Here is a 22,834-nt window from a genome sequence, read left to right on the forward strand (position 1 = left end):
AGCAACCCAATGCCCATGTGATGAACGGATTGGGGGAAGCTGGAAAGCCGGTTATATTCGTGGGCATTTGCAGCAGCGCGGTTGGGGTGCTGAGCTGGGCAGTCCGGGTATTCAGCTCAGTGATTCGGGAGAGACTGTTACCGGTTATGTATTCATATCCGAGAATCTCCCTAAATATTGGAATGAGCTGGATGTATTTGAAGGCGATGAATATCAACGTATTCCGGTTAAAGTATATTTGGAAAATGGTCAGATGGTAGAAAGTTTGGTCTATGCTTTGAAAGATTAGACTGGTAGGTGTCATTTATTGAATTTCTGATTTTTATCAGGTCACCGCTTTTAAAAATCATTCACTTTCCTTTGCTTGAATTTTGAAAGATCGAATTAATAAATATTCCGTTGATTTGATAGTATCTTCTGAGCAAGCCTGACGTACTGCGTTAGAGATTAGCGCAAGATAATCATCGGGCGATCTGCATATTTCCCGTTATATGATTATTTTTGAGAAATCTTTGCATACTGGTGAAGGGCGCTGATGATTTGAACATTATTGTGTACTAATCAATAAGGATAAAATCCCAGCCGCAATTAAAGGACCGACTGGAACACCGCGTAATACTGCTACACCTGCTACTGTGCCTAATAACAGTCCGGCCACTACATCTGGCTGAGTGGACATCAGCTTCACTCCACGTCCTCCCAGCCAAGCGACAAAGACCCCAATCGCGATTGCCAGCAAAGACTTCCAGCTCAGGAAAGATTTGAGAATACTTTCCCCTGAAATTTTGCCACTGGCAATTGGTGTCAGAACACCAATGGTCAGAATAATAATGCCGATATTTAAACCGTGCGCCTGCACATAAGGCAATAAACTGCTGAGAGGCGTGATTTTTAAAACAATTAACACCGCTGCAGCAATGGTGACGGCACTATTGTGACTGAAAATACCGCAAGCCAGTAAAACCAAAAGAACAATCAGATTCAAATCAAGTTGCGACATAAGCGGGAGAGAAAGAATGAAAAATAAAGCTATTGTAGAGCTTTTCAACGCATGATACCTAGAAAACAGCGTAAGAAACCAAATTCATGACTATTTCAGGATAGAATGCACAGGTCTTCACTCGATACAGGTATAAACAGATGCTATTGGAAAAAATGTTGCAGTCACAAGGTTTCGGCTCCCGCAAGCATTGTCAGCAACTGATTAAAAATGGTGCTGTTTCAATTCAAGATGAAGTGATTGACAATCCCAAACATAAACTGGATTTGAATCACTTAAATTTCGAGGTTTATGGGAAAAGTCAGACCTATCGGGAAAAAGTGTATATCGCCTTAAACAAACCACAGGGCTATGAATGTTCACATCAGGCGACACATCATTTTAGTGTGTTTGACCTGTTTGATGACATTCTGCTGAATCGGGGGATTCAGTGTGTGGGGCGTCTGGATCACGATACCACCGGACTGCTACTCCTGACTGATGATGGACAGTTCCTGCAAGCGCTCACCCATCCTAAAAAGCATGTCGCCAAAGTTTATCAGATGCAAACTGCGGATCCAGTCACGGATGAACAGATTCAGCAACTAGAACAAGGTGTCGAATTGAGAAATGAAAAAGGCATTTTTGCAGCTACTGAAGTGGCTCGTTTGGCTGAAAATCGTCTGCAAATGACCATTCATCAAGGTGTCTATCATCAGGTAAAACGCATGCTGGCTGCCGTAGGCAATAAAGTTGAACAGCTACATCGTGCACAGATTGGTGCTTTGGCCTTGCCTGAACTGGCTGAAGGGGAATGGCTGTATTTAAATGCTGAACAGGTGGCGCAGGCCAAATTCCGCTCGGAATAATAAATTTTTTATTCGCTTGAAATGTGATTAAAAAGTTCAGGACTTATTTCAGGAAACAGTGATAAGTCTGAAATTCATCATCCTTGATAAATCCCATGGATTCGTACAATTTATGCGATTGATAATTGTTTTTTTGGGTTTCCAGGGTGATTCTTAAGGCCTGTTCATGTTTGGCAAATAAAATCGCGGTATCAATCAGTTGTTTGGCTGCGCCCTGACGCCGAAAAACCGGGGTGATATAGACATCATCCAGAATATAATAGGTCGAGCAGGCCACCGAAGAAAAACCCAGATACAGGATAATAAAGCCGGTAAAAGTATCATCTTTGGTATTAATGAAAATGACGGTCTGTCCATCTTCAAAACGCTGTTTTAAAAATTGGTAAGAGAGTTCAGGATTGGAAGACGTACCATAAAACTGTCGATATTCATCAAATAATACCGCCAGCTGATTCAGGTCTGCTGACTGGGCGCGTCGTACGAGCATTGCATACTCCATGCTAATTTTTTATTGATTATCAGCATCAAGCATAGCGAAGTTTATGAGTGGCAGGCTTTAGAAATTGTTCGGAAATGCAACAATGTTAAATTTTGTCGCTTTCACCCAAAATGGCATTCAGCTCTTCAAATAAATCAAGATGATCATCATCCAATGCAATCTCCTGATCATCCAGCAGATTCAGGGCCGAACTGGAAAGCGCATTTTGCTCGGTTTTCGCTTCATTTTGTTTCAGCTTGCGCAGCCGGATCAGTTGTTCCAGATTGATATTCTGGTTTTCAATCGAGAAGGGGATGGATTTGGTAATCACCACCTGCTTGAAAAAAAGACGCACGGCCTGAGCTGGCGTAATCCCCAATTGCTTAAATACCGCAAAGGCTTGTTTCTTCTCTTGCGAGTCCAAGCGAATTTGATAAACTTCAGTTTTTCTCATAATATTTTTAAAGCTTTAAATTACTTAACTTTTCGCCTTTATTCTAATCAATTACGTTTGAAATTCAATCTTAAAGCGACCGATTTTAGAAAATAATCTGTAATGACAAGAGATTTACAGTGTCAATTCAAGGTGCGAGCTGAAATTCATGCTTTTCTGCGTGATCGGATCGACAAATTGAATATGTTTGGCCAATAAACTTAAAGGTGCTGAAAAATCATCTTCCGCTTTATGCGCTACTTGGGGGTAAAAGGGATCGTGCTGAATCGGAATACCCAGATGATTCAAGTGCACCCGTAATTGGTGCTGTTTGCCAGTATGCGGTTTCAGCTCATATTTAGCCCATTCTGTATTATGTTTCAGCAGGTCAATCACCGTCTCGCTATTCGGCGTTCCGTCTAGCACGTGCATGGTATAAAAGGGCTGTCCCTTTTCCATTCTTAATCGCGTGATCAATGGAAATTTTAAATCAGGGTGATAGGCCGCAATCGCATGATAGGTTTTCTGAACCTGACGTGTGGCAAACATCTGCTGATAGATTCCACGCGATTCCACGCATTTGGAAATCAGGACCACACCTGCCGTTTCACGATCCAGCCGGTGAATGGGCGTTAAATGCTCATTGCCGGTTTGTTTTTTAAGCCGAACCAATAGCGTTTCCTGCACATATTGTCCGGTCGGACTCATAGTCAAAAAATGCGGTTTATCGACCACCATGAAATGCTCATTTTCAAATAAAATCTGATGTTGAAAAGGAACATGCACTTCATGTGCCAAAAAGCGATAATAGTAACAATGGCTATTAGCCTGAAATGGACTTTCTGTGGTTAATTGATTGCCCTGAGCATCATAGACCAGACCTTCGTTGAAACGGGACTGCCATTCATCTGCTGTGATATGCGCGAATTGTGTGCATAAATAAGCAAAAACTGTCAGGGACGCATCCGGACTGGCTGGCAAAAATACTTTACTGGCACTGACCCCATTGAGCATGGGCGGGTTAAATTCAACAGTTGGTTGCATGGCAGGCAGATTAACCTCTTAAGGAACAGATGCTGTGAAAAAATACAGTTTCTCACACGGGTGAATAGGCTTTTAAAGCGTGGCGATGCTATCATATTTATTCTTTTGCATCATGTCGTGAGTAATATGCCTTATTCATTTAATGTCACTTTAAATCATGAAGACGATACCCAAAAACTAGCCAAGGTTCTGGCGGAGAATTTCCCTGCGGGGGTCGTGTATCTGATTGGTGACCTAGGGGCAGGAAAAACGACGTTAACACGTTATTATTTGCAACAGCTGGGTCATAAAGGTTCAGTGAAAAGTCCAACTTATACACTGGTCGAACCCTATCAAATTAATGGTCAGGATATTTTTCATTTTGACTTGTATCGTCTGAATGATCCGTATGAACTGGAACTGATGGGCATCCGGGATTACCTGGAAACACCGAATGCGCTATTTTTATTTGAATGGCCATCTAAAGGTGGTGATGAAATTCCGCAAGCTGACCTGATTATTGAAATTTTAAAATCTGAAGATGAACTTACCCGTACTGCAAGCCTGATTTCATCGAATCTTGCTTTACGAGAGGCTCTGGAGCGTCAATTTTCACATGTCGAATGATTTAAGTCTGCGCCGTATTCGTGCCCTTGATCCTGCACTTGCCAACCAGATTGCCGCAGGTGAGGTGATTGAACGTCCGGCTTCTGTGGTCAAGGAGTTACTGGAAAACTCGATTGATGCGGGGGCGACAGAGCTGATCATTCGGGTCGAACAGGGCGGCAGTACTTTAATTGAAATCATCGACAATGGACGCGGAATTCATCATGAGGATTTACCGCTGGCCGTGATGCGTCATGCCACCAGCAAAATCCAGAGTGCTGATGAGCTGTATGCAATCAGCAGTCTGGGCTTTCGTGGCGAGGCACTGGCGTCGATAGCAGCAGTTTCACGCCTGACCATGATCAGCAGTCAAAGTGACGAGGGCATCGGTTATCAGGTCGAAGTCAATGGTACGGCTTTTGATCATCAGGAAATTCAGGCTGTTGCAGCCTCGAAAGGGACGCATATCCGGGTTCAGGATTTGTTTTTTAATGTGCCTGCACGGCGTAAATTCCTGAAAAAACCGGGCACTGAATTTGGTCATATTGAAGAAATTGTACGCCGTATGGCACTGACGCATTTTGATATCCGGTTTGTGCTAGAACATAATGAAAGCATCAAGCTGAATTTACCCGTGGCGGATAGCGGCGCTTTGCGTTTCCAGCGCGTTCAACAGCTACTTGGCCGCCAGTTTACTGAAAATGCCTACTGGATAGATGCAGACAGTATCAATATGCGTTTATCTGGCTGGCTCGGTCATCCTTCGGATGCGCGTGCACAGGCGGATCTACAATATGTCTATGTGAATGGCCGGATTGTCAAAGACAAAACCATTTCCCATGCCTTGCGTATGGCCTATGACGGCATCTTGCATGGCCATCAGCATGCGGCTTATTTACTGTTTTTAGAAGTTGATCCGGAAAATGTTGATGTGAACGTCCATCCGACCAAGCATGAAATTCGCTTCCTGAATCAACGTGAAGTACATGAGTTTGTGCGGCATTATGCCAAGGAAACGCTGGCACAATTCCAGACCGCAACTGCAGATTTAGCCGAGGCAATGAAACAGGATGAGCAGCCTGGCTTGACGGCCCCGCAACCGCGTTATCAGGAACAGTTTAGCCTGCATCAGACTGCGCATTCTCAGCCACAGGTGGTGAGAACGACATCTGCCTTAAGTGAAAATGAAACTTCAGATGTGCTGACCGATTTTGCATCTTCAGGTCCACAAACAGTGCATTATTCCCAAGATTACCGTAAATCTTATTCTGGTTCACAGCAGCTGAATAATGCCTTGCAAAGTTATTTAGCACCGCTCAGAGAAAGTTCGGAAACCGAAATATTCAGCCCTGAGCAGTCTTTTCAGACACATGTGAACACCAAAGTTGATGAGCATCCCTTAGGTATTGCAATTGCCCAGTTACACGGCATTTATATTCTGGCGCAAAATACCGAAGGTCTGATTATTGTGGATATGCATGCGGCGCATGAGCGTATTGTCTTGCAGCAAATGAAATCGGCCTGGGATAAACCTGAATTCTGGACCTCACAACAATTGCTGATTCCAAAGGTCGTAAACATTAGCCGGATGCAGGCCATGCGGGTTGAAGAGCTGAAAGAGCAGTTGGCGCGTTTGGGTCTGGAAATTGATCAGTATGGTGATGAACAAATCATTGTACGTGGGGTGCCGGCTATTCTACACAAGGCCGATTTCGATGCCCTGATTCCTGAATTATTGAATGATTTAGATCCGGGGGATCAGGCACAAAGTCTATTGCAGAAGCGTGACCAGATTCTGGCAGGCATGGCCTGTCATGGTGCAGTGCGAGCGCATCGTATCCTGAGTTTGTCGGAAATGAATGCTTTATTACGTCAGATGGAACAAACCGAATTTGCCAGTCAATGTAATCATGGCCGTCCGACTTGGCGCGCCTTTCCATTGGCTCAACTAGATAAACTTTTTGCTCGAGGAGAGTAGTTTTACATGTCCAATCAATTGCCGGTCATCAATTTAATGGGGCCAACTGCAAGTGGTAAAACCGCTTTGGCATGTGAACTGTATGAGCAAGGGAAATTTGAGCTGATTTCAGTCGATTCTGCGCTAGTTTATCGGGGAATGGACATTGGTACAGCCAAGCCCTCCAAAGAAGAACTGGCGCGCTATCCGCATCATCTGATTGATATTATCAGTCCACTTGAAGTGTATTCTGCAGCCAACTTTGTCGAAGATGCTTGCCGCCTGATTGATGATATTCATGCACGTGGTAAAACCCCGATTCTGGTTGGCGGAACCATGCTGTATTTTAAGGCCTTACTTGAAGGCTTGTCAGATAATTTACCAAGTGCAGACTATGCTATCCGGGCTGAGATTGAGGCGAAAGGTGAGCGGGAGGGTTGGGAAGCGGTTTATGAAGAATTATGTGCAGTCGATCCGATTGCCGGTGAAAAATTCAAGGTCAGCGACAAGCAGCGCATTATTCGGGCCTTGGAAGTTTTTAAATTGACTGGTGAGCCGATTACAAAACTACAGGCAGAACAACCTAAAAACTTACCATATCGTTACAGTTTCCATAATTATGCGTTGATGCCAGATCGGTTAGAATTACATGGGCGTATTGAACAACGTCTGGAAATTATGTGGAAAAGCGGTTTTTTAAATGAAGTTGTGAATTTAATTGAAAAATACGATTTTAATGAAAATTTACCTTCCATGCGTTCAGTGGGTTATCGTCAGGCTATAGAATTCTTAAAAAATGCTGATAAAACCAAGGAAAAGCAACGGGAAATGGAGGATAAAGCTTTATTTGCGACACGACAACTTGCAAAACGTCAATATACGTGGTTAAGGTCTTTGCAAGAAAAGCATAAATTTACAACATATTTTACGCTACAGCAGGCTCAAGAAGACTTGCGAAACTGTCACGGATAAAGCAAAATTTAGGGACTATCTTTTTTATAATTTTTAATTGAAAAATAGAGATAGTTTTTGCGCTGATTTTTAATTTTTTTGGAGTTATAACATGTCTAAAGGTCAAACTTTACAAGATCCATTCTTGAATTCTCTCCGTAAGGAACGTATCCCAGTATCTATCTTCCTGGTAAACGGTATTAAATTACAAGGTCATATCGAATCTTTTGACCAATACGTGGTTTTATTAAAAAATACAGTAAGCCAAATGGTTTATAAGCATGCAATTTCAACTGTAGTACCTGCACGTAATCCACGTCCTGCTGGCGCGCCTGCTGGTCCACAAGGTGCGGGCTTCGGTGGTCAAGGTGCTGCAGGTGGCTTTGGTGGCGGTCAAGGTGCTGGCGGCTTCGGTGGTCAAGGTGGTTTTGGCGGTCAAGGCGGCGGCTTCGGTGGTCAAGGTGGCTTCGGCGGTCAAGGCGGTGGCTTTGGTGGTCAAGGCGGCTTCGGTGGTCAAGGTGCCGGCTTCGGTGGTCAAGGTGGCTTCGGTGGTCAAGGTGCTGGCTTTGGTGGTCAAGGCACTGGTTTTGACAACGACACTAAATTTGAAGACTCTTCAGACGATGAAAACAATCGTTAATCGAGTTTGAAAATTAAAAAACCTCTCTATATGAGAGGTTTTTTTATATCTGTACGTTTTAAGTTTTTTAAATAAAAAGCCAACGAGATGTCGTTGGCTTTTTAGGATTATGGTAAGGCTTAACGGTTACGTTTAGGATCCAGTTGAGGATCTTTGATTTCTACATAAGCATTATTGCGCGTTTCACGTAACCAGCTATCTAATTCGGCATCAAATTGACGTTCACCGAGCAATTGGCGAGCCATACGTTCCTGATATTCCTGTGTCATATCTTGTTGGCGTGTTTCACTCACTTGCAGAATATGCCAGCCAAACTGGGATTGAAATGGTTTACTGAACTGACCTACTGGGGTGCTTTTCATCTGCTGTTCAAATTCAGGTACCATTACCCCTGGGCTAACCCAGCCAAGACTTCCACCATCACGAGCCGAGCCAGTATCATTGGAGAACGTTGAAGCTAAAACAGTAAAATCTTCACCTTGTTTGAGGCGGTTATACAGACTATCAATCATTTGTTTGGCATTTTCAGGACTGACCACTTCAGACGGTTGAATCAGAATGTGTCGTGTTAAATATTGCGGAACAAGGGCTTTCTGTTCGCCACCTTTACGTTCCAAGAGCTTCAGAACATGTACACCATCAGCGACAGGAATCAGTTCAGAAGTTTGACCTGGTTGCAGGGTAGTCACGCGTGCAGCCAGTTCTGCTGGAATTTCTGACAGGTTTCTCACACCCATATCAGCAGCTTCGACTTTAACGCCGCCAGTGCTGTACTTTTTGCCGATCGCCTGAATGTCATTGCTGCTATTTAATTCTTGCTTTACCTGTGTTGCAATTTGTTCAGCATTTTCACCGCTTACCCGTAAATGCAGTACATGGACCTGACTGCCAAGCAAAGCTTGACCTTGCGGGGTATTTAGGAAGTTTTTAACATCTTGATCTGTAATTTGAATACGTGAAGTCACGATTTGTTGACGTAAACGATTCAGTGCTAAATCTTCAGCAATACGGTTGCGTAAAGAAGCATAGGTATTCGGCGCCATGGCATCCAGTTTCTGCTGGAATGCTTCCAGACTCGGTGAACCAGAATCACGGGCAACTTTCAGGACGGCTTCATTTAAAGCTTTTTCATCTGGACGAATGTTATAACGTTTAACTTGTTCAAGCTGTGCCTGACGAATAATCAGTTGCTCTAAAGCTTGTTGCTCAAGATATTGTTGTGGTGGAACTGCCTTTTTCTGTTTTTGCAGCTGATGTGAGATTTCGGCTACACCTTGAGCCAGGTCACTACGTAGAATGATACTATTGTCGACTACAGCTACAACTTCATCTTTAGGTTGGGCAACAGCAAAAGTCGTCATCGCTGAAGAAAGGCATAGCGCAAGTGCGGTTGCTTTAAAAATTTGTTTTAACTGTTTTGTCTTCATTAACGTTCTGTCCAAGTTTGATTGATATTGTTAAAACCTAGAATACGATTTTCTAGTAATGAGGTGAGTTTGCTGCTTAACCCACCTAAGCCTTTCAGGCTGACTTCGGCCATAATGGCGCGTTTGGCTTTGACGCTTGAATCATTAACGTCGTCTAAGTCATTGTAATATGAGCGACCGTAAACAGAAACTCCCCAACAGCATGACTCATAGTTCACGCCAAGTAAATATTCCCGTGCGACACTATTGTCGAGGTCAAACTGGGCATGTCCAACCAGACGCCAGTTGTTGGCAATCGGCTGGATAAATGAACCCACCACATGATCATAGCTCTTTTGACGGTTCGGAATATCTTTGCGATAGAAATAGCCTAGGTTATAAAGATTGCCTTGCTCACCGGTATAATAAACCTGCAAATCTCGTTGGGCATTCGATCCATTCGACATCCAGCTTGAGTTCAGATTAACGTGAACATTATTTGACAGCTGGCTGGTCAGTTGAATTACAGGGCCAGTATGACTTTCACGGTCGAATTCATCTGCATCATTTTCCAACGTTACACGGCGATCTTCAAAGAAAAAGCTCTGTCCAACGCTGGCACGCAGGCGCTCCAGACCTTCTTCATTAAATAGGCTATAGCTCAGACCTAAGGAGGCAAAGTTATTGTCTTCCAGGCGGTCATTACCATAAAAGCGACGCGCACTGAAAAGTTGATCATAATTAATCGAAGCGACGACTGAATCAAAGTTTGGCTGATTCTGCTGGTTCTCATAAGGTGAATACGCATAGAACAGACGAGGCGTTAAGGTCTGTAGATACGTACCTTCTTTTTCAAAAATTAAGCCGGTGTCCAGCGTGAATTGTGGCACCACAATTGAATTATTTTCACTAGACGCGCTACGGCTTTGGGTTTTTTCATCATAGAAAGTATTGATGTTGCGTACAGTCGCCTGAGGAATGAAGAATGACCACGGGGTAAAATGATTATAACGCACGGAAAAGTCATTATAGATCCGTGTACCACTTGGCTGATATACCTTCTCACCCGTTGGATCAGTATCGGCGAAATTTCTCAGGTCTTTCTGGAAATAAGCCGTATCGTTATTAAATTCAAGCTGTAATCCCAATGGATTGCCAGTTTTGTAATTGACTAAAAGCTGCGGCAGACGTGCATAAGGACGGTCTTCATCCAGTACAGTTGGATCTAGGGTCTGGAAATCTTCAACTTTGAATTGTGCCTTTAAGCCAGGAATACCATTTTTGTAATTGACTTCCCAGGCACGGCGTAAGTTCAGGTCAGTTTTAGAGTTCGGGTTGTTATCCAGATCGGCAAAGTAATCTTTGTCTGAAGCGTAGTTATATTCAAGGTTGGTGGAAAGCTGATTATTGATCTGCCAATTATGTAAAAAATGCAGGCTTTTACGATCTTCATCGCTATAGCTTTCATCGGAAGGCAGATAACCTCCCCAAATACGGCCTTCACCATAATTTTCAGTCAGATAGCGAAACTCACCGTCTAACATCACACCACGATCGCCAATATAACGCGGCGTAATTGTCGCATCATATTGCGGTGCCAAATTCAGGTAAACCGGAACACCCAGTTCCAGACCACCATCATTGGTAAAGCCAAATGTCGGCGTCAGAATACCGGTAGTGCGGCGGTCATCAATCGGGAAGTTGAAATAGGGAACTGCCAAGACCGGAACATCTTTAACATACAACTTGGTATTGCGGGTTTCACCACGTCCGGTTTCCTGGTTCAGCTTGATCTTTTCTGCTTGGATTTTCCAGGTTGGTTTTTGCTCAGGTGGACAGGTGGTATAGGTCGCATTTTCCAGTTCTACTGTCTCGGTCGAGGTTCTGGCGATCTTTTCTGCCCGACCATGCGCATGTTGCTGCTCGGCAATATAGAAGCTGTTATTTAGGTCGCCTTCTTGGGTCTTTAAATTATAATTAATATCATCACTTTGCGAGAGCAGGCCACCCTGAGCAAGTTGTACACGACCTTCTGCTTTGGCATAGGTTTGGGTTTGATCAATCGTTACGCGTTCAGCACGAATCTGGCGACCTTGCTGGTCAATGATGACATTGCCTTCTAAATAAGAGTCACCTGCTGGATTGTAGTGACCATAATCTGCAGTAATGGTGGATGTAGCCTGATCTGGCGCAACGGTTGCTGCATCTGGAGCAATCGGGGTCACCCAGGTGCCTTCACAATAAGCTGAACTTAAGTATTTTTCCTGCCGCTGCTGTGCCTCAGCTGAGGATTTGTCGACATAGTATTGCGAAAAGAATGCTTCACCTGGATAGGTCTCATTTATGCGCTGTTTGAGTTGTTCTGCATTTACATCGGACGAGACATTTGATGCAGCATAGCCGGAGGCTGAGCTGCCACATAAAAGGGTTAAGATCGCAGTCGCTAGAGGATTTATTTTAAAGTGATGCTTCATTTGTCTCATTAACCAATCATGCTTTTATCGCAATTAATTATTGTCGCATCATAGAGAAAAAGTTGATAAGTAGCTACACTTAGCACTTTAAAAACTCAGCCTGTATTAGAATTAATTGCAAATGAATACACAACGCGAACAATTGATACAATCTTGGATTGCCTCTGTACTCGGTTCAGATCAATTTGAAACTCATTTTTTAGCAGGTGATGCCAGCTTCCGTCGTTATGCACGAATCAAACTGAATAATAAAACATTTATGCTGATGGATGCACCACCAGAAAAAGAAGATTGTGTGCCTTTTGTGACGATAGATGAGTTTTTTGATGCACATGGCGTGCGTGTTCCACATATCGTGGCAAAAGACCTAGAAAATGGCTTTTTACTCCTCGAAGACTTGGGGGATGTGCTGCTGTCGAATCTGCTGAATGATGAGACTGTAGATGCCTATTATGAGCAAAGCTTTAAGCAGCTGATTCAGCTGCAATCGATTGCTGGAGAAGGGCATTTCCCGGCATATTCTTATGAAAAACTGATCTCAGAAATGGAATTGCTGACTGACTGGATGTTGCCAGCGTTAAAGGTTCAACCGACTGAATCAGAAAGCGCCTTGATCAAACGCACTTTTGCGATTCTGGCCAATGCCGCTTTGGCACAGCCACAGGTAATTGTACATCGGGACTTTCATAGCCGTAACCTGATGAAAATCGACAATGAAACCGAACTCGGTGTGATTGATTTTCAGGATGCCGTGATTGGTGCAGATACTTATGACCTGATCTCGATTACCCGTGATGCCTATGTACAGTGGAATGCCGACCGTGTGTATCGCTGGTTCAAAACTTTCTATAATCTGTTGCCAGTTTCTGCCAAAGAAGATCGTGATTTTGAACAGTTCAAGAAAGATGCCGACATGATGGCGATTCAGCGTCATATCAAGATCCTCGGTATTTTTGTGCGCTTATTTGAGCGTGATGGCAAGTCAGGTTATCTCAAGGACTTGCCACGTGTGATGTGGTATCTGCTTGAAGAATCTAAGGCTTATGCAGAACTAGAGCCATTCATGCAGTTTATGCGTGACAGAGTGATGCCTGCATTTGAAGCTAAATATGGCTCATATGAGGTGGCTGCCTGAATGAAAGCGATGATTTTGGCCGCAGGACTCGGTAATCGTATGCAGCCGCTAACGCTGCATACGCCAAAGCCTTTGCTGGAAGTTGGGGGCAAGCCCTTAATTGTCTGGCATATAGAGAAACTGGCTGCGATCGGTGTTACTGAAATTGTCATCAATACGGCTTGGCTCGGTGAAAAACTCGCAGAAGCTTTGGGCGATGGTTCACGATTTGGCATCAACATCCTTTGGTCACATGAGGGTGAAGGTCTGGAAACCGCTGGAGGAATCATTAATGCCTTGCCGCTACTCGGTGATGAACCTTTTATTCTGTTAAATGGTGATGTCTGGACCACGATGGATTTTGCTCCTTTACTGGATATTGATCTAAAGGATAATTTGGCGCATCTCGTACTTGTGCAGAACCCTGAACAACATCCTGAAGGTGATTTTACGCTTGCAGCCGGGAAAGCTTATACCTTTGATCAGCAAGTCGAAGGTGAAAACCTGACTTTTAGTGGTGTATCCGTGCTTGATCCAAAGATGTTCCAAGGCTTAGAGACTGGCAAGCGTCCTTTAGCGCCATTGCTAAAAGCGGCAATGCAGAATCAGCAGGTTGCCGCTTCTAAATTGGTAGGCATTTGGGTTGATGTGGGAACCCCGGAGCGTTTAACGGCACTGGATACAGCGATCCATGAAGGGAAGTTTGCTTAAGTGAATATTCGCTAAGCACTGCCTACTGTGCCAATATAGAGAAAACGGTATACTTCCACCTAACTTTTTCGAGCGTAGATTGTTTATGCACATGTTTTTTCAAGAACTAAAGCAGGGTAGCCAGGCTTTGGGTTTAGAGCTATCTGATGAAGCTTTAAATTTATTACTCAAGTATCAGGATGCTTTGGTGTTGTGGAACAAAGCATACAATTTGACTGCAATCCGTGATCCTAAAGAAATGCTGGTCAAGCATCTGCTCGACAGTTTAAGTATTTTAAAGGACTTGCCTGTAGGCAGACTGCTGGATATCGGTACAGGTGGCGGTATGCCGGGCATGATCATTGCTTTATGTCAGCCTGAGCGTGAATGTGTATTACTGGATTCTAACGGTAAAAAAATTCGTTTCCTCAAGCAGTTTATTGCTGACCTGAAACTTAAAAATGTTATTGCCGTGCAAACGCGTGTAGAAAACGAAGACAGCATCAATGAGCTGGGTCAATTTGATGTGATTACCAGTCGTGCCTTTGCATCATTAACAGACTTTGTCGATGCTTCTAAGCCATATATGCACGAACAAACGATTATTGCCTCAATGAAAGGCTTAATTCCTGAAGATGAAGTTGCTACTTTAAAAAATGAATTTAGTTGTGAGATTATTGAACTTAAAGTTCCGCGCTTAGACGAACAGCGTCATTTACTTCTATTAAAACGTATTTAAGATTTTTAAAGGGATTGGGGGCAACATGGCACAAATTATTGCGATTGCAAACCAAAAAGGTGGTGTAGGTAAAACCACAACCGCAGTAAATTTGGCGGCATCTTTAGCTGTGTTAAAAAAACGTGTTTTGCTGGTCGATATGGATTCGCAAGGTAATGCGACCATGGGGTCTGGCATTCAGAAGAATGACCTGCTGTATTCGGTTACCGATGTGTTGCTGGGTGAAGTGCCGATTGAAACGGCGATATCTAAGGCGGAAGTCGGTTACAAGGTACTTGGGGCAAACCGTGATCTGGCTGGGGTTGAGTTGGCGATTGCAGAGCAGGAAGGGCGCGAGTTCATTTTACGGGATGCATTGCAGGAAATTGAATCCTCATTTGATTATATTATTGTTGATTGTGCACCGAGTCTTAGCCTGATTACTGTCAATGCTTTGGCAGCCGTGGATGGTGTGCTGATTCCAATGCAGTGTGAATATTATGCACTGGAAGGTCTGGCGGATTTAACCCAAACCATCGATCGGATTCAGCAAGCATTGAATCCGGACCTGCAAATTGTCGGTGTATTACGCACCATGTACGATGCACGTAATGCCTTGACTCGTGATGTCTCTGAAGAATTAGAACAATATTTCGGTAAAAAACTGTATGAAACCGTAATTCCACGAAATATTCGTCTGGCTGAAGCGCCAGCACACGGTTTGCCGGTGATTTATTTTGAAAAAAGCTCAAAGGGTGCAGTTGCTTACTTAAATCTGGCAGCTGAAGTATTAAAGAAAAGCAAAGTGAAAAAAGGAAGTAAAGCATGACCGTCAAGAAACGTGGACTCGCTAAAGGTCGTGGCTTGGATGCCTTGCTGGGATCAATTCAAAAAGAAAAATTACAACTCGAAGCCCAAGGCATTGATCATGGTCAGCTAAAACAGATCGATGTAAACTTGCTCAAGCGCGGTGAATACCAGCCACGCCGTTATATTAACGAGCAGGATTTGCAAGAACTGGCGGCATCGATTGAAAAGCATGGCATCATGCAGCCCATCGTGATCCGTCCGGTTGATGATGAACGCTATCCGTATGAAATTATTGCGGGTGAGCGTCGCTGGCGTGCGGCACAGTTAGCGGGTTTGACCGAGGTTCCTGCGATTGTACGTGATCTGAATGATCAGGTTGCGATTGCACTGGCCTTGATTGAAAACATCCAGCGTCAGGATCTGAATCCGATTGATCAGGCGATGGCCTTGCAGCGTTTTCATGAAGAATTTGGCCTAAGCCATCAGGAAATTGCCGATACCGTGGGTAAAGCGCGTACGACAGTGAGTAACCTACTTCGCCTGCTTAGCCTGGCAGAAGAAGTGAAAGACTTTATGCAGCAAGGTTTGCTGGATATGGGGCATGCACGTGCGATCTTAACCTTAAAAGCTAAAGATCAGCTCAAAGTTGCAGATATCGTAATTGAAAAAAGTCTGTCTGTTCGTCAAACCGAGCAGTTAGTCCGTGATTTCAATACACCTAAACAAGAAAAAGTAAAAGAAGCTGTAGCACCGGATATTCAGCAATTGACTCAGCGCCTTTCAGAGCGTTTCAGTGCAGATGTTAAAATTGACTATAACAAGCAAGGTAAAGGGAAACTGGTTATTAGCTATCACTCTTTAGAAGAGCTGGATGGCATTCTTTCTATTTTAGAAGATGAATAATTTATATATTTTTTTTATTGGGGAATAAATTAGATGTGGGAATTGGTTAAAGCAGGTGGTTGGCTCATGCTGCCCCTGGTCTTGTGTTCTATCTTCATGCTGGCGATTTCGATCGAGCGCCTGATCCGCCTGAAAAAGAACGTAGTACTTCCGTCGATCCTGTTGATGGGGCCTTCGCAAAATACAGCACAAGTCATGCAAAAAATGAATCAAAGTGCGGCCTTAAAGCAAAGCACTTTGGGCCGGGTATTGGCTGCGGGCTATACTAGTAAGCCGCAGGGTGAGCAGTATGCTCGCGCGCAGATGGAAGTGGTGGCGTCACAGGAAATCGGTTATCTGGAAAAAAATATTAATTTTCTGGGCACGTTGAGTGCAGTTGCGCCTTTACTCGGTTTGTTGGGGACCGTACTTGGGATTATTGAGTCTTTCCTGATGATCGATGTGGGAACTGGAAGTGATCCGGTCTTGATGATGCCCGGTATTTCTAAGGCTTTAATTACCACGGCAGCCGGTATGCTGATTGCAATTCCTGCACTGTTTGCGCACCGTTATTTTCAGCGTCTTGTTCAGGAATATGTGGCTGAACTTGAGCAGCAAGCGACTTTGTTTCATGCGGATCTTTTTTATCGCAATCATGCAGACATAGACCAAGACATGCAAAAAGCCAGCTAGGAGGCGGATGATGAAATTCAAACGCAACCAGGTGGAAGATGTGCATATTAATCTGACACCAATGATTGACTGTCTGCTGTTTATTCTGGTCTTTTTGCTTTTGTCGACGACTTTTAGTCAAATGAGCCGAATGAATCTAACCTTGCCTGACGCGCAAGGGGTACCGCCTAAAAGCTATGATCAGAAAGTTGAAGTGATTGTGGATGCTAATGGTCATTATGCAGTCAATGGTCAATCCTTGGCCAGCAAGGAAGTTGCGGATTTAAATACTGCAATTAAACAGATTTCAAATGAACGCCGTGATTTAATGTTTGTCATCGCAGCTGACGCAAAAGCCAGTCATCAGGACGTGATTCGTGTCATGGATGTGGCCGGGCAGCTCGGCTTTGTGAATATCAATATCAGTACCAAAGTACCTACCCGAGGTTATTAGTGAAGCACGATTTTAAGGTCTATCTTCGCCTTTTAAGTTATTTAAAACCATTTTGGGGCATCGCATTACTTGTCCTGGTAGGTTTTTCTATTAATGCGGCCACAGAAGTTTCTGTCGCCAAATTGCTGGAATATATTATTGAGGCGATTCAAAATAAAGACCAGAGTTTCACTTCACTTTTCCCGTTTTTAGTGGTCATACTCATGTTCTTCCGGGGCCTGGGTTTATTCATGGGTGGATATTTTACTGCGGTAATTTCCCGGAATCTGGTATTTAATATCCGTCAGGAAGTTTTTGCAAAATTGCTGCGTTTACCGTCCCAGTATTATCTGGACAATACCAGCGGGCATATTACTGCCAAAATTATGTATAACGTTGAACAGTTGACGGCTGCTTCAACTGAAGCTTTAAGAACCTTGTTGCAACAAGGTTTGATCACTCTGGCATTATTAGGCTACCTGTTGTATACCAACTGGCGTCTGACCATGTGTATCCTGATTTTTGCGCCAGTCATTGGCTTTATTATCAGTAAAGCTGCAAGACGGATGCGTAAATTATCGCAGCAAGTACAAGACACCATGGGTGATGTAAACCATGTGGTGCAGGAAACGGTGAATGCCAACCTGATCGTCAAGGGTTTTGGCGGGCAAAGTTCTGAGCAGGAACGCTTTAAACAGAACTCGCTTGAAAACTTGCGTCGTGGCTTGAAAATGGTCGCTGTGCAACAGTTGAATAGTCCTGTCGTGCAGTTGATCATGTCCATTTCACTGAGTATCGTGATGTTTATTGCCTTGCGCCCACAAATCTTGGGTGACACCTCTGCGGGTGAATTTGTCGCTTATATTACTGCGGCGGGTATGCTGGCAAGACCGATCAAAGCCTTGACGGATATCAATGAAAAAATTCAACGTGGTATGGCTGCGGCTCATTCGGTATTTGAATTGCTGGATATGCCTGAAGAAAAAAATACCGGGACTTTAACGGATAGCCTGAAAGGCGATATCGAGTTTAAAGATGTCAACTTGATTTATGATGATGGTCATCATGCCATTCATGATTTTAATTTAAAGGTGAAGGCCGGTGAAACAGTGGCGCTGGTCGGTCGTTCTGGGGCCGGTAAAAGCTCGCTGGTGAATCTACTGGTGCGTTATCAGGATGCGACTTCTGGGCAGATCCTGCTGGATCAGAAACCGATTGAAGATTTTGAAATTACCGCATTACGAACCCAGATTGCCATGGTGAACCAACAAGTAGTACTGTTTAACCGAACCGTGCGGGAAAATATTGCTTATGGTCAGCTCGAAGGTGCTTCCGATGAAGATATTATCGCGGCAGCAAAGGCAGCCTATGCGCATGATTTTATTATGGCACTACCGCAAGGTTATAATACTCAGCTGGGTGCTCAGGGTTTAAACCTGTCTGGTGGCCAGCGTCAGCGCATCGCGATCGCACGCGCAATTTTGAAAAATGCCTCTATCCTGATTCTGGATGAAGCGACCAGTGCGCTGGATAACGAGTCGGAATACTTTATTCAGCGTGCCTTTGATAAAGCCATGCAGGACCGTACGACCATCGTAATTGCACATCGTCTATCGACGATTGAAAACGCGGATCGTATTGTGGTTATGGATCAGGGCCGTATTGTTGAGCAGGGCAGTCATGCCGAACTGATTGCGCTACATGGTGCTTATTATCAGTTGCATCAGCGTAACTTTGAGGAACAGTAACTCATGGCATTAGCACAAATCATTCAGGATGCTTGGAATGCACAGGCAAAGTGGCTGGTGGTGCTGCGTCCTTTGTCATGGTTGTATCGCCTGGGTTTTGTCAGCAATCACTGGCTTTATCAAAAAGGCATTAAAAAAAGTTATAGTGCACCAATTCCCGTTATGGTAATTGGTAACATCACAGTCGGTGGTAGCGGTAAAACACCTTTGTTGATTCATCTGGTGGATTATTTAACCGAGAAAAATGTTCGGGTAGGCGTGATCAGTCGAGGCTATGGCGGCCAAGGTCCATTTCCTGCCTATGTCGACTTTAATACCTTGCCGGAGATTGTCGGAGATGAGCCTGCCTTGATTGTGCAGGCAACAGGTGTGCCGATGGCAGTTGGTCCCAACCGGCAGAAAAGTATTGAACTCTTATTGCAGAAACATGAGCTGGATATGATTATCTGTGATGATGGCCTGCAGCATTGGGCCTTGAATCGCCAGATTGAGTGGATTGTGCTGGATAATAATCGCGGTCTGGGTAATCAGAAACTGCTTCCAGAAGGTTATCTACGTGAACCAGTGACCCGTTTGAAAACGGGAACCGTAATTGAGCATTCGGCTAACCCAAGCTCTGAACTGCATATGCATCTGGCTGCATCACAGCCTTATTTGCTTAATCAGGACAACAATAAAATCTTTGATCCTCAAGCGGCTTTTTATGCGGTAGTCGGCATTGGCTTTCCACAGCGGTTTTATCAGACCTTGCAAAATTTAGGCATAGAACAATTTCAGTGTCATGAGTTTCCAGACCATCATGACTATGACATTGAAGATTTACAGTTCGATGATAACAATCCGATTATTACCACTGAAAAAGACGCAGTAAAAATTATGGCGCTACTTAAACAATATCCAGATTTTAAACAGGATCTCTGGGTGGTGCCAGTCGATGCAGTCCTATCGCCAGCCTGCTATACAGTCTTGCAGCAACAGTTACAACAATACGGTATTCAAATTTCTTAAGGCTCATTCATTATGAAACACATTGTTATTCCTGCACGTTTCGCCAGTTCACGTCTGCCGGGTAAACCGTTGCTGGACATTCATGGTCGTCCCATGATTCTGCGGGTAGTGGATCAAGCCAAGAAAGTGCAAGGTTTTGATGATCTGTGTGTGGCAACTGATGATGAGCGTATTGCTGCCGTTTGCCGTGCTGAAGGCATTGATGTTGTCATTACCTCGGCGGATCACCCTTCAGGCACAGACCGCTTGAGTGAAGTGGCTCGAATCAAAGGCTGGGCCAGTGAGGACATTATTGTCAATGTACAGGGGGATGAACCCTTACTGCCGGCGCAACTGGTAAAACAGGTTGCTCAACTCTTGGAAGATCAGCCTGAATCTTCCATGTCGACGCTATGTGAGCCGATCCATCAACTGGATGAATTCAAACGTGACAGCATTGTAAAAGTTGTCATGTCAAAACACCAGCAAGCACTGTATTTTAGCCGTGCTACCATTCCTTATGACCGTGATGGTGCGAAACTGACTGAACCAAAACTGCATGATCAGGCCTATCGTCATTTAGGCCTATATGCCTATCGGGTAAAACTGTTGCAAGAATATGTGACCTGGGAAATGGGTGTGCTGGAGAAACTGGAATCTCTAGAGCAGTTACGGGTACTGGAAAATGGACACCGTATTGCCATTGCGGTGGCTGAAGCCAATTTGCCGCCAGGGGTAGATACTCAGGAAGATCTGGATCGCCTGAATCAGATGGATCTTTCCCATTTTGCCTAAGAAGAGTCAAATACATGCCTTTTGATGTCAATGCACATATCTATCCATGGCAGCAACAGGTTTGGGAAACCCTGACCGGACGCTTTCCCAAGCTTGGGCATGGTTTATTGTTTTATGGAAAAAAAGGCTGTGGCAAAGAAGCGTTTACCCAACAGTTTCTGGCTTGGGTGTTATGCCTGAATCGTCAGCCTGCCGGGCCATGTGGTGAATGCAGTAGCTGCCAATGGTTAAAGGCAGATACCCATCCCAACTATGTGCATATCAGTACCGATGAAGACAATAAAAAACAGAATGCTAAAATCAAGATCGAGAAGATTCGTGATCTTCTGCCTTTTGTGCAACAGACTGTAGATGGCTGGCGTGTAATTGTGATTGAGCCGGCAGAAGCCTTAAATATTGCCTCTGCTAACGCCTTGCTTAAAACACTGGAAGAACCCGGTGATAATACGGTGATTATTTTACTGGCGAATCATTATTTAAAATTGCCCGCGACCATCCGCAGTCGTTTGCAGCATTTTGCTTTGGATCGAATTTCCGCAGAACAATTTAGCGATTATGTCCAGAATCAGCTCCCGGATGCAGGTTCTAGCCAGCAACAATTATTGATGAACCTGTCTAATCAGATGCCGTTACAGGCATTAGAGGTTGCACAAAGTGCCTGGCTGCCACTGCGTCAGGAATTCCTGCAAGACTGGCAAAAACTGGTCATTCAAAAAAATATGCCACTGGCAATTGCGACCAAATGGAATAAAAGCCTGAGTTTTGGTGAATTTGCTCAAATGTTTGAATACTTGTTGTCCGATTTAATTTGTGTCAAGCTAAATCAGACGGTGAAAAACATTGACCTTGAATTCAATGTGCTTGCCGAACAATATTCATTAGAAGCACTTTTTAAAATTTATGAGGATTTTCAGCAAGCCAAGCAATACCTCGAGCAGAATGTCCAAAGCAATCTGGTTATTGATGAATTGTTTATCAAGCTGATGAATCTTTAATTAAGGGGAAATCACATGCAACCACGTATGGGCGGTATTATTCAGGCCAATATTCCTGACATCGAAACACTGTTTGCCAGCTATATGCCTTATGTTGTGGGTGGTGGGCTTTTTATTCCTTCCAAGCAGCCGGTCAAACTGGGCGAAGAAGTTTTTGTATTGACAACTTTGCCTGACCAGACCCAGAAAATTCCTTTAACTGGTAAAGTCATCTGGGTCTCGCAAAAGCAGAATGGCATCAAGCCCCAAGGCTTTGGCATCCAGTTAAGCGGTGAAAAAGGCGTTTATTTCAAAAATGAAGCAGATCGTCTGGTTGCGGGTCTTAAATCTGAAGGACGTAAAAGTTACACTATGTAGTTAATTTACCCTTGGTAGGAACGCATCGTGTTTGTAGATACTCATTGTCATTTAACCCTGCTTGATTTGACACCATATCATGGTGATCTGGACCAAGCATTGGCTCAGGCTCGTGAAGCCGGTGTTTCCAAATTCATGAGTATCTCGGTCGATCTGGATGATCATATCGAGCTGGCCAAAATTGCCGCGCGTCATGCAGATGTCGGCTATACCGTTGGCGTACATCCTTGCGAAGATGCTGCAACCATGGCGCGTGCCACGACTGAATATCTGGTCGAGCTGGCACAACCGGAGAAAGTCTGGGCGCTCGGTGAAACAGGTCTTGATTATTATCACAGTACCGATTTTATTGCAGAGCAAAAGGCCTGTTTCGCCCGGCATATTCATGCGTCACAAATCACCAAAAAACCTGTAGTTGTTCATACCCGTTCCGCCAAGCATGATACCGTCGATATTATTCGCGCGGAAAAATCTACGCATGGCATTCTGCACTGTTTTACCGAGGACTGGGAAACCGCTAAAGCGGTACTGGATTGCGGCTATTATGTGTCATTTTCCGGAATTGTTTCATTTAAAAATGCGCAGGATCTGCGTGATGTCGCCAAACAGGTTCCGCTGGATCGTGTGCTGATTGAAACCGATAGTCCTTATCTTGCGCCAATGCCGTATCGTGGCAAATCTAATGAGCCTAAATACGTTCCTTATGTAGCCAAAGCGCTTTGCGATGTATATGATAAGTCACTGGAAGAAATGGCTTATATCACAAAGCAGAACTTTGAAAATCTTCTGAATTTAAAGTAAATAAAGTTATATAAAG

The 22,834-nt window shown here is 44.1% G+C and carries 24 protein-coding genes and 1 pseudogene; 19 read left to right on the forward strand and 6 right to left on the reverse strand.

Features of this window, described 5'->3' with window-relative positions; all coding sequences use genetic code 11:
* Positions 1–67 precede the first annotated feature (67 nt).
* Positions 68–289 (forward strand): gamma-glutamylcyclotransferase family protein, encoded by a 222-nt coding sequence (locus AC1P5O_RS07090; protein ID WP_017397823.1) that lies wholly within the window; start codon positions 68–70, stop codon positions 287–289.
* 258 nt (positions 290–547) lie between these two features.
* Here the strand turns inward: AC1P5O_RS07090 and AC1P5O_RS07095 are convergent, their stop codons facing one another.
* A complete protein-coding gene (locus AC1P5O_RS07095) occupies positions 548–1,000 on the reverse strand; it encodes a DUF441 domain-containing protein (protein ID WP_004278909.1) in 453 nt (150 codons plus the stop codon).
* Between the two features lie 140 nt (positions 1,001–1,140).
* On the opposite strand from AC1P5O_RS07095, the gene AC1P5O_RS07100 reads away from it, so the two are divergent.
* On the forward strand, positions 1,141–1,848 hold the full coding sequence (locus tag AC1P5O_RS07100) for a pseudouridine synthase (RefSeq protein ID WP_004278908.1): 708 nt from the start codon (positions 1,141–1,143) through the stop codon (positions 1,846–1,848).
* A 43-nt stretch (positions 1,849–1,891) separates the two neighbouring features.
* Here the strand turns inward: AC1P5O_RS07100 and AC1P5O_RS07105 are convergent, their stop codons facing one another.
* The 3 genes from AC1P5O_RS07105 to AC1P5O_RS07115 form a co-directional block, all read right to left on the reverse strand.
* Positions 1,892–2,335 carry a GNAT family N-acetyltransferase gene (locus AC1P5O_RS07105; protein ID WP_004278907.1) on the reverse strand — a complete coding sequence of 148 codons (444 nt, stop codon included), beginning with the start codon at positions 2,333–2,335 and terminating at the stop codon, positions 1,892–1,894.
* Between the two features lie 97 nt (positions 2,336–2,432).
* Complete coding sequence (locus AC1P5O_RS07110) at positions 2,433–2,780, reverse strand: type II toxin-antitoxin system RelB/DinJ family antitoxin (protein ID WP_004278906.1); 348 nt, start codon at positions 2,778–2,780, stop codon at positions 2,433–2,435.
* A 114-nt stretch (positions 2,781–2,894) separates the two neighbouring features.
* Positions 2,895–3,803: a pseudouridine synthase gene (locus AC1P5O_RS07115; RefSeq protein ID WP_004278905.1), complete on the reverse strand. Its 909-nt coding sequence runs from the start codon at positions 3,801–3,803 to the stop codon at positions 2,895–2,897.
* A gap of 126 nt (positions 3,804–3,929) precedes the next feature.
* Between AC1P5O_RS07115 and tsaE the strand changes: the two genes are divergently transcribed.
* The 4 genes and pseudogenes from tsaE to hfq all read left to right on the forward strand — a co-directional run.
* Positions 3,930–4,409: a tRNA (adenosine(37)-N6)-threonylcarbamoyltransferase complex ATPase subunit type 1 TsaE gene (gene tsaE / locus AC1P5O_RS07120; protein WP_004645485.1), complete on the forward strand. Its 480-nt coding sequence runs from the start codon at positions 3,930–3,932 to the stop codon at positions 4,407–4,409.
* Entirely contained in the window at positions 4,399–6,366 is a 1,968-nt protein-coding gene (mutL, locus tag AC1P5O_RS07125; protein ID WP_004278903.1) for a DNA mismatch repair endonuclease MutL, read from the forward strand. Before tsaE ends, mutL begins: the two co-directional genes overlap by 11 nt.
* A gap of 6 nt (positions 6,367–6,372) precedes the next feature.
* Entirely contained in the window at positions 6,373–7,317 is a 945-nt protein-coding gene (gene miaA / locus AC1P5O_RS07130; protein WP_004278902.1) for a tRNA (adenosine(37)-N6)-dimethylallyltransferase MiaA, read from the forward strand.
* Positions 7,318–7,408: 91 nt separating this feature from the next.
* Positions 7,409–7,633 (forward strand): annotated as a pseudogene (gene hfq, locus AC1P5O_RS07135) (RNA chaperone Hfq); the annotation flags it as partial.
* Between the two features lie 422 nt (positions 7,634–8,055).
* Here hfq and AC1P5O_RS07140 read toward each other — a convergent pair.
* Entirely contained in the window at positions 8,056–9,363 is a 1,308-nt protein-coding gene (locus tag AC1P5O_RS07140) for a peptidylprolyl isomerase (protein WP_005103486.1), read from the reverse strand.
* Entirely contained in the window at positions 9,363–11,816 is a 2,454-nt protein-coding gene (locus tag AC1P5O_RS07145) for an LPS-assembly protein LptD (protein WP_004278895.1), read from the reverse strand. The genes AC1P5O_RS07140 and AC1P5O_RS07145 overlap by 1 nt, the downstream gene beginning before the upstream one ends.
* Before the next feature lie 121 nt (positions 11,817–11,937).
* On the opposite strand from AC1P5O_RS07145, the gene AC1P5O_RS07150 reads away from it, so the two are divergent.
* From AC1P5O_RS07150 to AC1P5O_RS07210, 13 genes are all read left to right on the forward strand, one after another.
* Entirely contained in the window at positions 11,938–12,951 is a 1,014-nt protein-coding gene (locus AC1P5O_RS07150; RefSeq protein WP_005103483.1) for an aminoglycoside phosphotransferase family protein, read from the forward strand.
* Entirely contained in the window at positions 12,952–13,641 is a 690-nt protein-coding gene (murU, locus tag AC1P5O_RS07155; protein ID WP_004278892.1) for an N-acetylmuramate alpha-1-phosphate uridylyltransferase MurU, read from the forward strand.
* Positions 13,642–13,732: 91 nt separating this feature from the next.
* Positions 13,733–14,359 carry a 16S rRNA (guanine(527)-N(7))-methyltransferase RsmG gene (gene rsmG, locus AC1P5O_RS07160; protein WP_017397824.1) on the forward strand — a complete coding sequence of 209 codons (627 nt, stop codon included), beginning with the start codon at positions 13,733–13,735 and terminating at the stop codon, positions 14,357–14,359.
* Positions 14,360–14,384: 25 nt separating this feature from the next.
* Positions 14,385–15,167 carry a ParA family protein gene (locus AC1P5O_RS07165; protein ID WP_004278889.1) on the forward strand — a complete coding sequence of 261 codons (783 nt, stop codon included), beginning with the start codon at positions 14,385–14,387 and terminating at the stop codon, positions 15,165–15,167.
* Positions 15,164–16,051 carry a ParB/RepB/Spo0J family partition protein gene (locus AC1P5O_RS07170; protein WP_004278887.1) on the forward strand — a complete coding sequence of 296 codons (888 nt, stop codon included), beginning with the start codon at positions 15,164–15,166 and terminating at the stop codon, positions 16,049–16,051. The genes AC1P5O_RS07165 and AC1P5O_RS07170 overlap by 4 nt, the downstream gene beginning before the upstream one ends.
* A 33-nt stretch (positions 16,052–16,084) precedes the next feature.
* Complete coding sequence (locus AC1P5O_RS07175) at positions 16,085–16,723, forward strand: MotA/TolQ/ExbB proton channel family protein (RefSeq protein ID WP_004278886.1); 639 nt, start codon at positions 16,085–16,087, stop codon at positions 16,721–16,723.
* Positions 16,724–16,730: 7 nt separating this feature from the next.
* On the forward strand, positions 16,731–17,156 hold the full coding sequence (locus AC1P5O_RS07180; protein WP_318270436.1) for a biopolymer transporter ExbD: 426 nt from the start codon (positions 16,731–16,733) through the stop codon (positions 17,154–17,156).
* The gene (gene msbA, locus AC1P5O_RS07185; RefSeq protein ID WP_004278883.1) at positions 17,156–18,883 is read left to right on the forward strand and encodes a lipid A export permease/ATP-binding protein MsbA; all 1,728 of its coding nucleotides are present in this window, start codon (positions 17,156–17,158) and stop codon (positions 18,881–18,883) included. The genes AC1P5O_RS07180 and msbA overlap by 1 nt, the downstream gene beginning before the upstream one ends.
* A 3-nt stretch (positions 18,884–18,886) precedes the next feature.
* Positions 18,887–19,891 carry a tetraacyldisaccharide 4'-kinase gene (gene lpxK / locus AC1P5O_RS07190; RefSeq protein ID WP_005103480.1) on the forward strand — a complete coding sequence of 335 codons (1,005 nt, stop codon included), beginning with the start codon at positions 18,887–18,889 and terminating at the stop codon, positions 19,889–19,891.
* A 12-nt stretch (positions 19,892–19,903) separates the two neighbouring features.
* Entirely contained in the window at positions 19,904–20,665 is a 762-nt protein-coding gene (gene kdsB, locus AC1P5O_RS07195; protein ID WP_004278879.1) for a 3-deoxy-manno-octulosonate cytidylyltransferase, read from the forward strand.
* A 14-nt stretch (positions 20,666–20,679) separates the two neighbouring features.
* Positions 20,680–21,660: a DNA polymerase III delta subunit-related protein gene (locus tag AC1P5O_RS07200; protein ID WP_004731481.1), complete on the forward strand. Its 981-nt coding sequence runs from the start codon at positions 20,680–20,682 to the stop codon at positions 21,658–21,660.
* Positions 21,661–21,675: 15 nt separating this feature from the next.
* Positions 21,676–22,017, forward strand: a complete 342-nt coding sequence (locus AC1P5O_RS07205) for a PilZ domain-containing protein (RefSeq protein ID WP_004278877.1) — start codon at positions 21,676–21,678, stop codon at positions 22,015–22,017.
* Between the two features lie 27 nt (positions 22,018–22,044).
* Complete coding sequence (locus tag AC1P5O_RS07210; protein WP_004278875.1) at positions 22,045–22,818, forward strand: TatD family hydrolase; 774 nt, start codon at positions 22,045–22,047, stop codon at positions 22,816–22,818.
* The last annotated feature ends 16 nt before the right edge of the window (positions 22,819–22,834 follow it).

This window comes from Prolinoborus fasciculus, assembly GCF_056724605.1.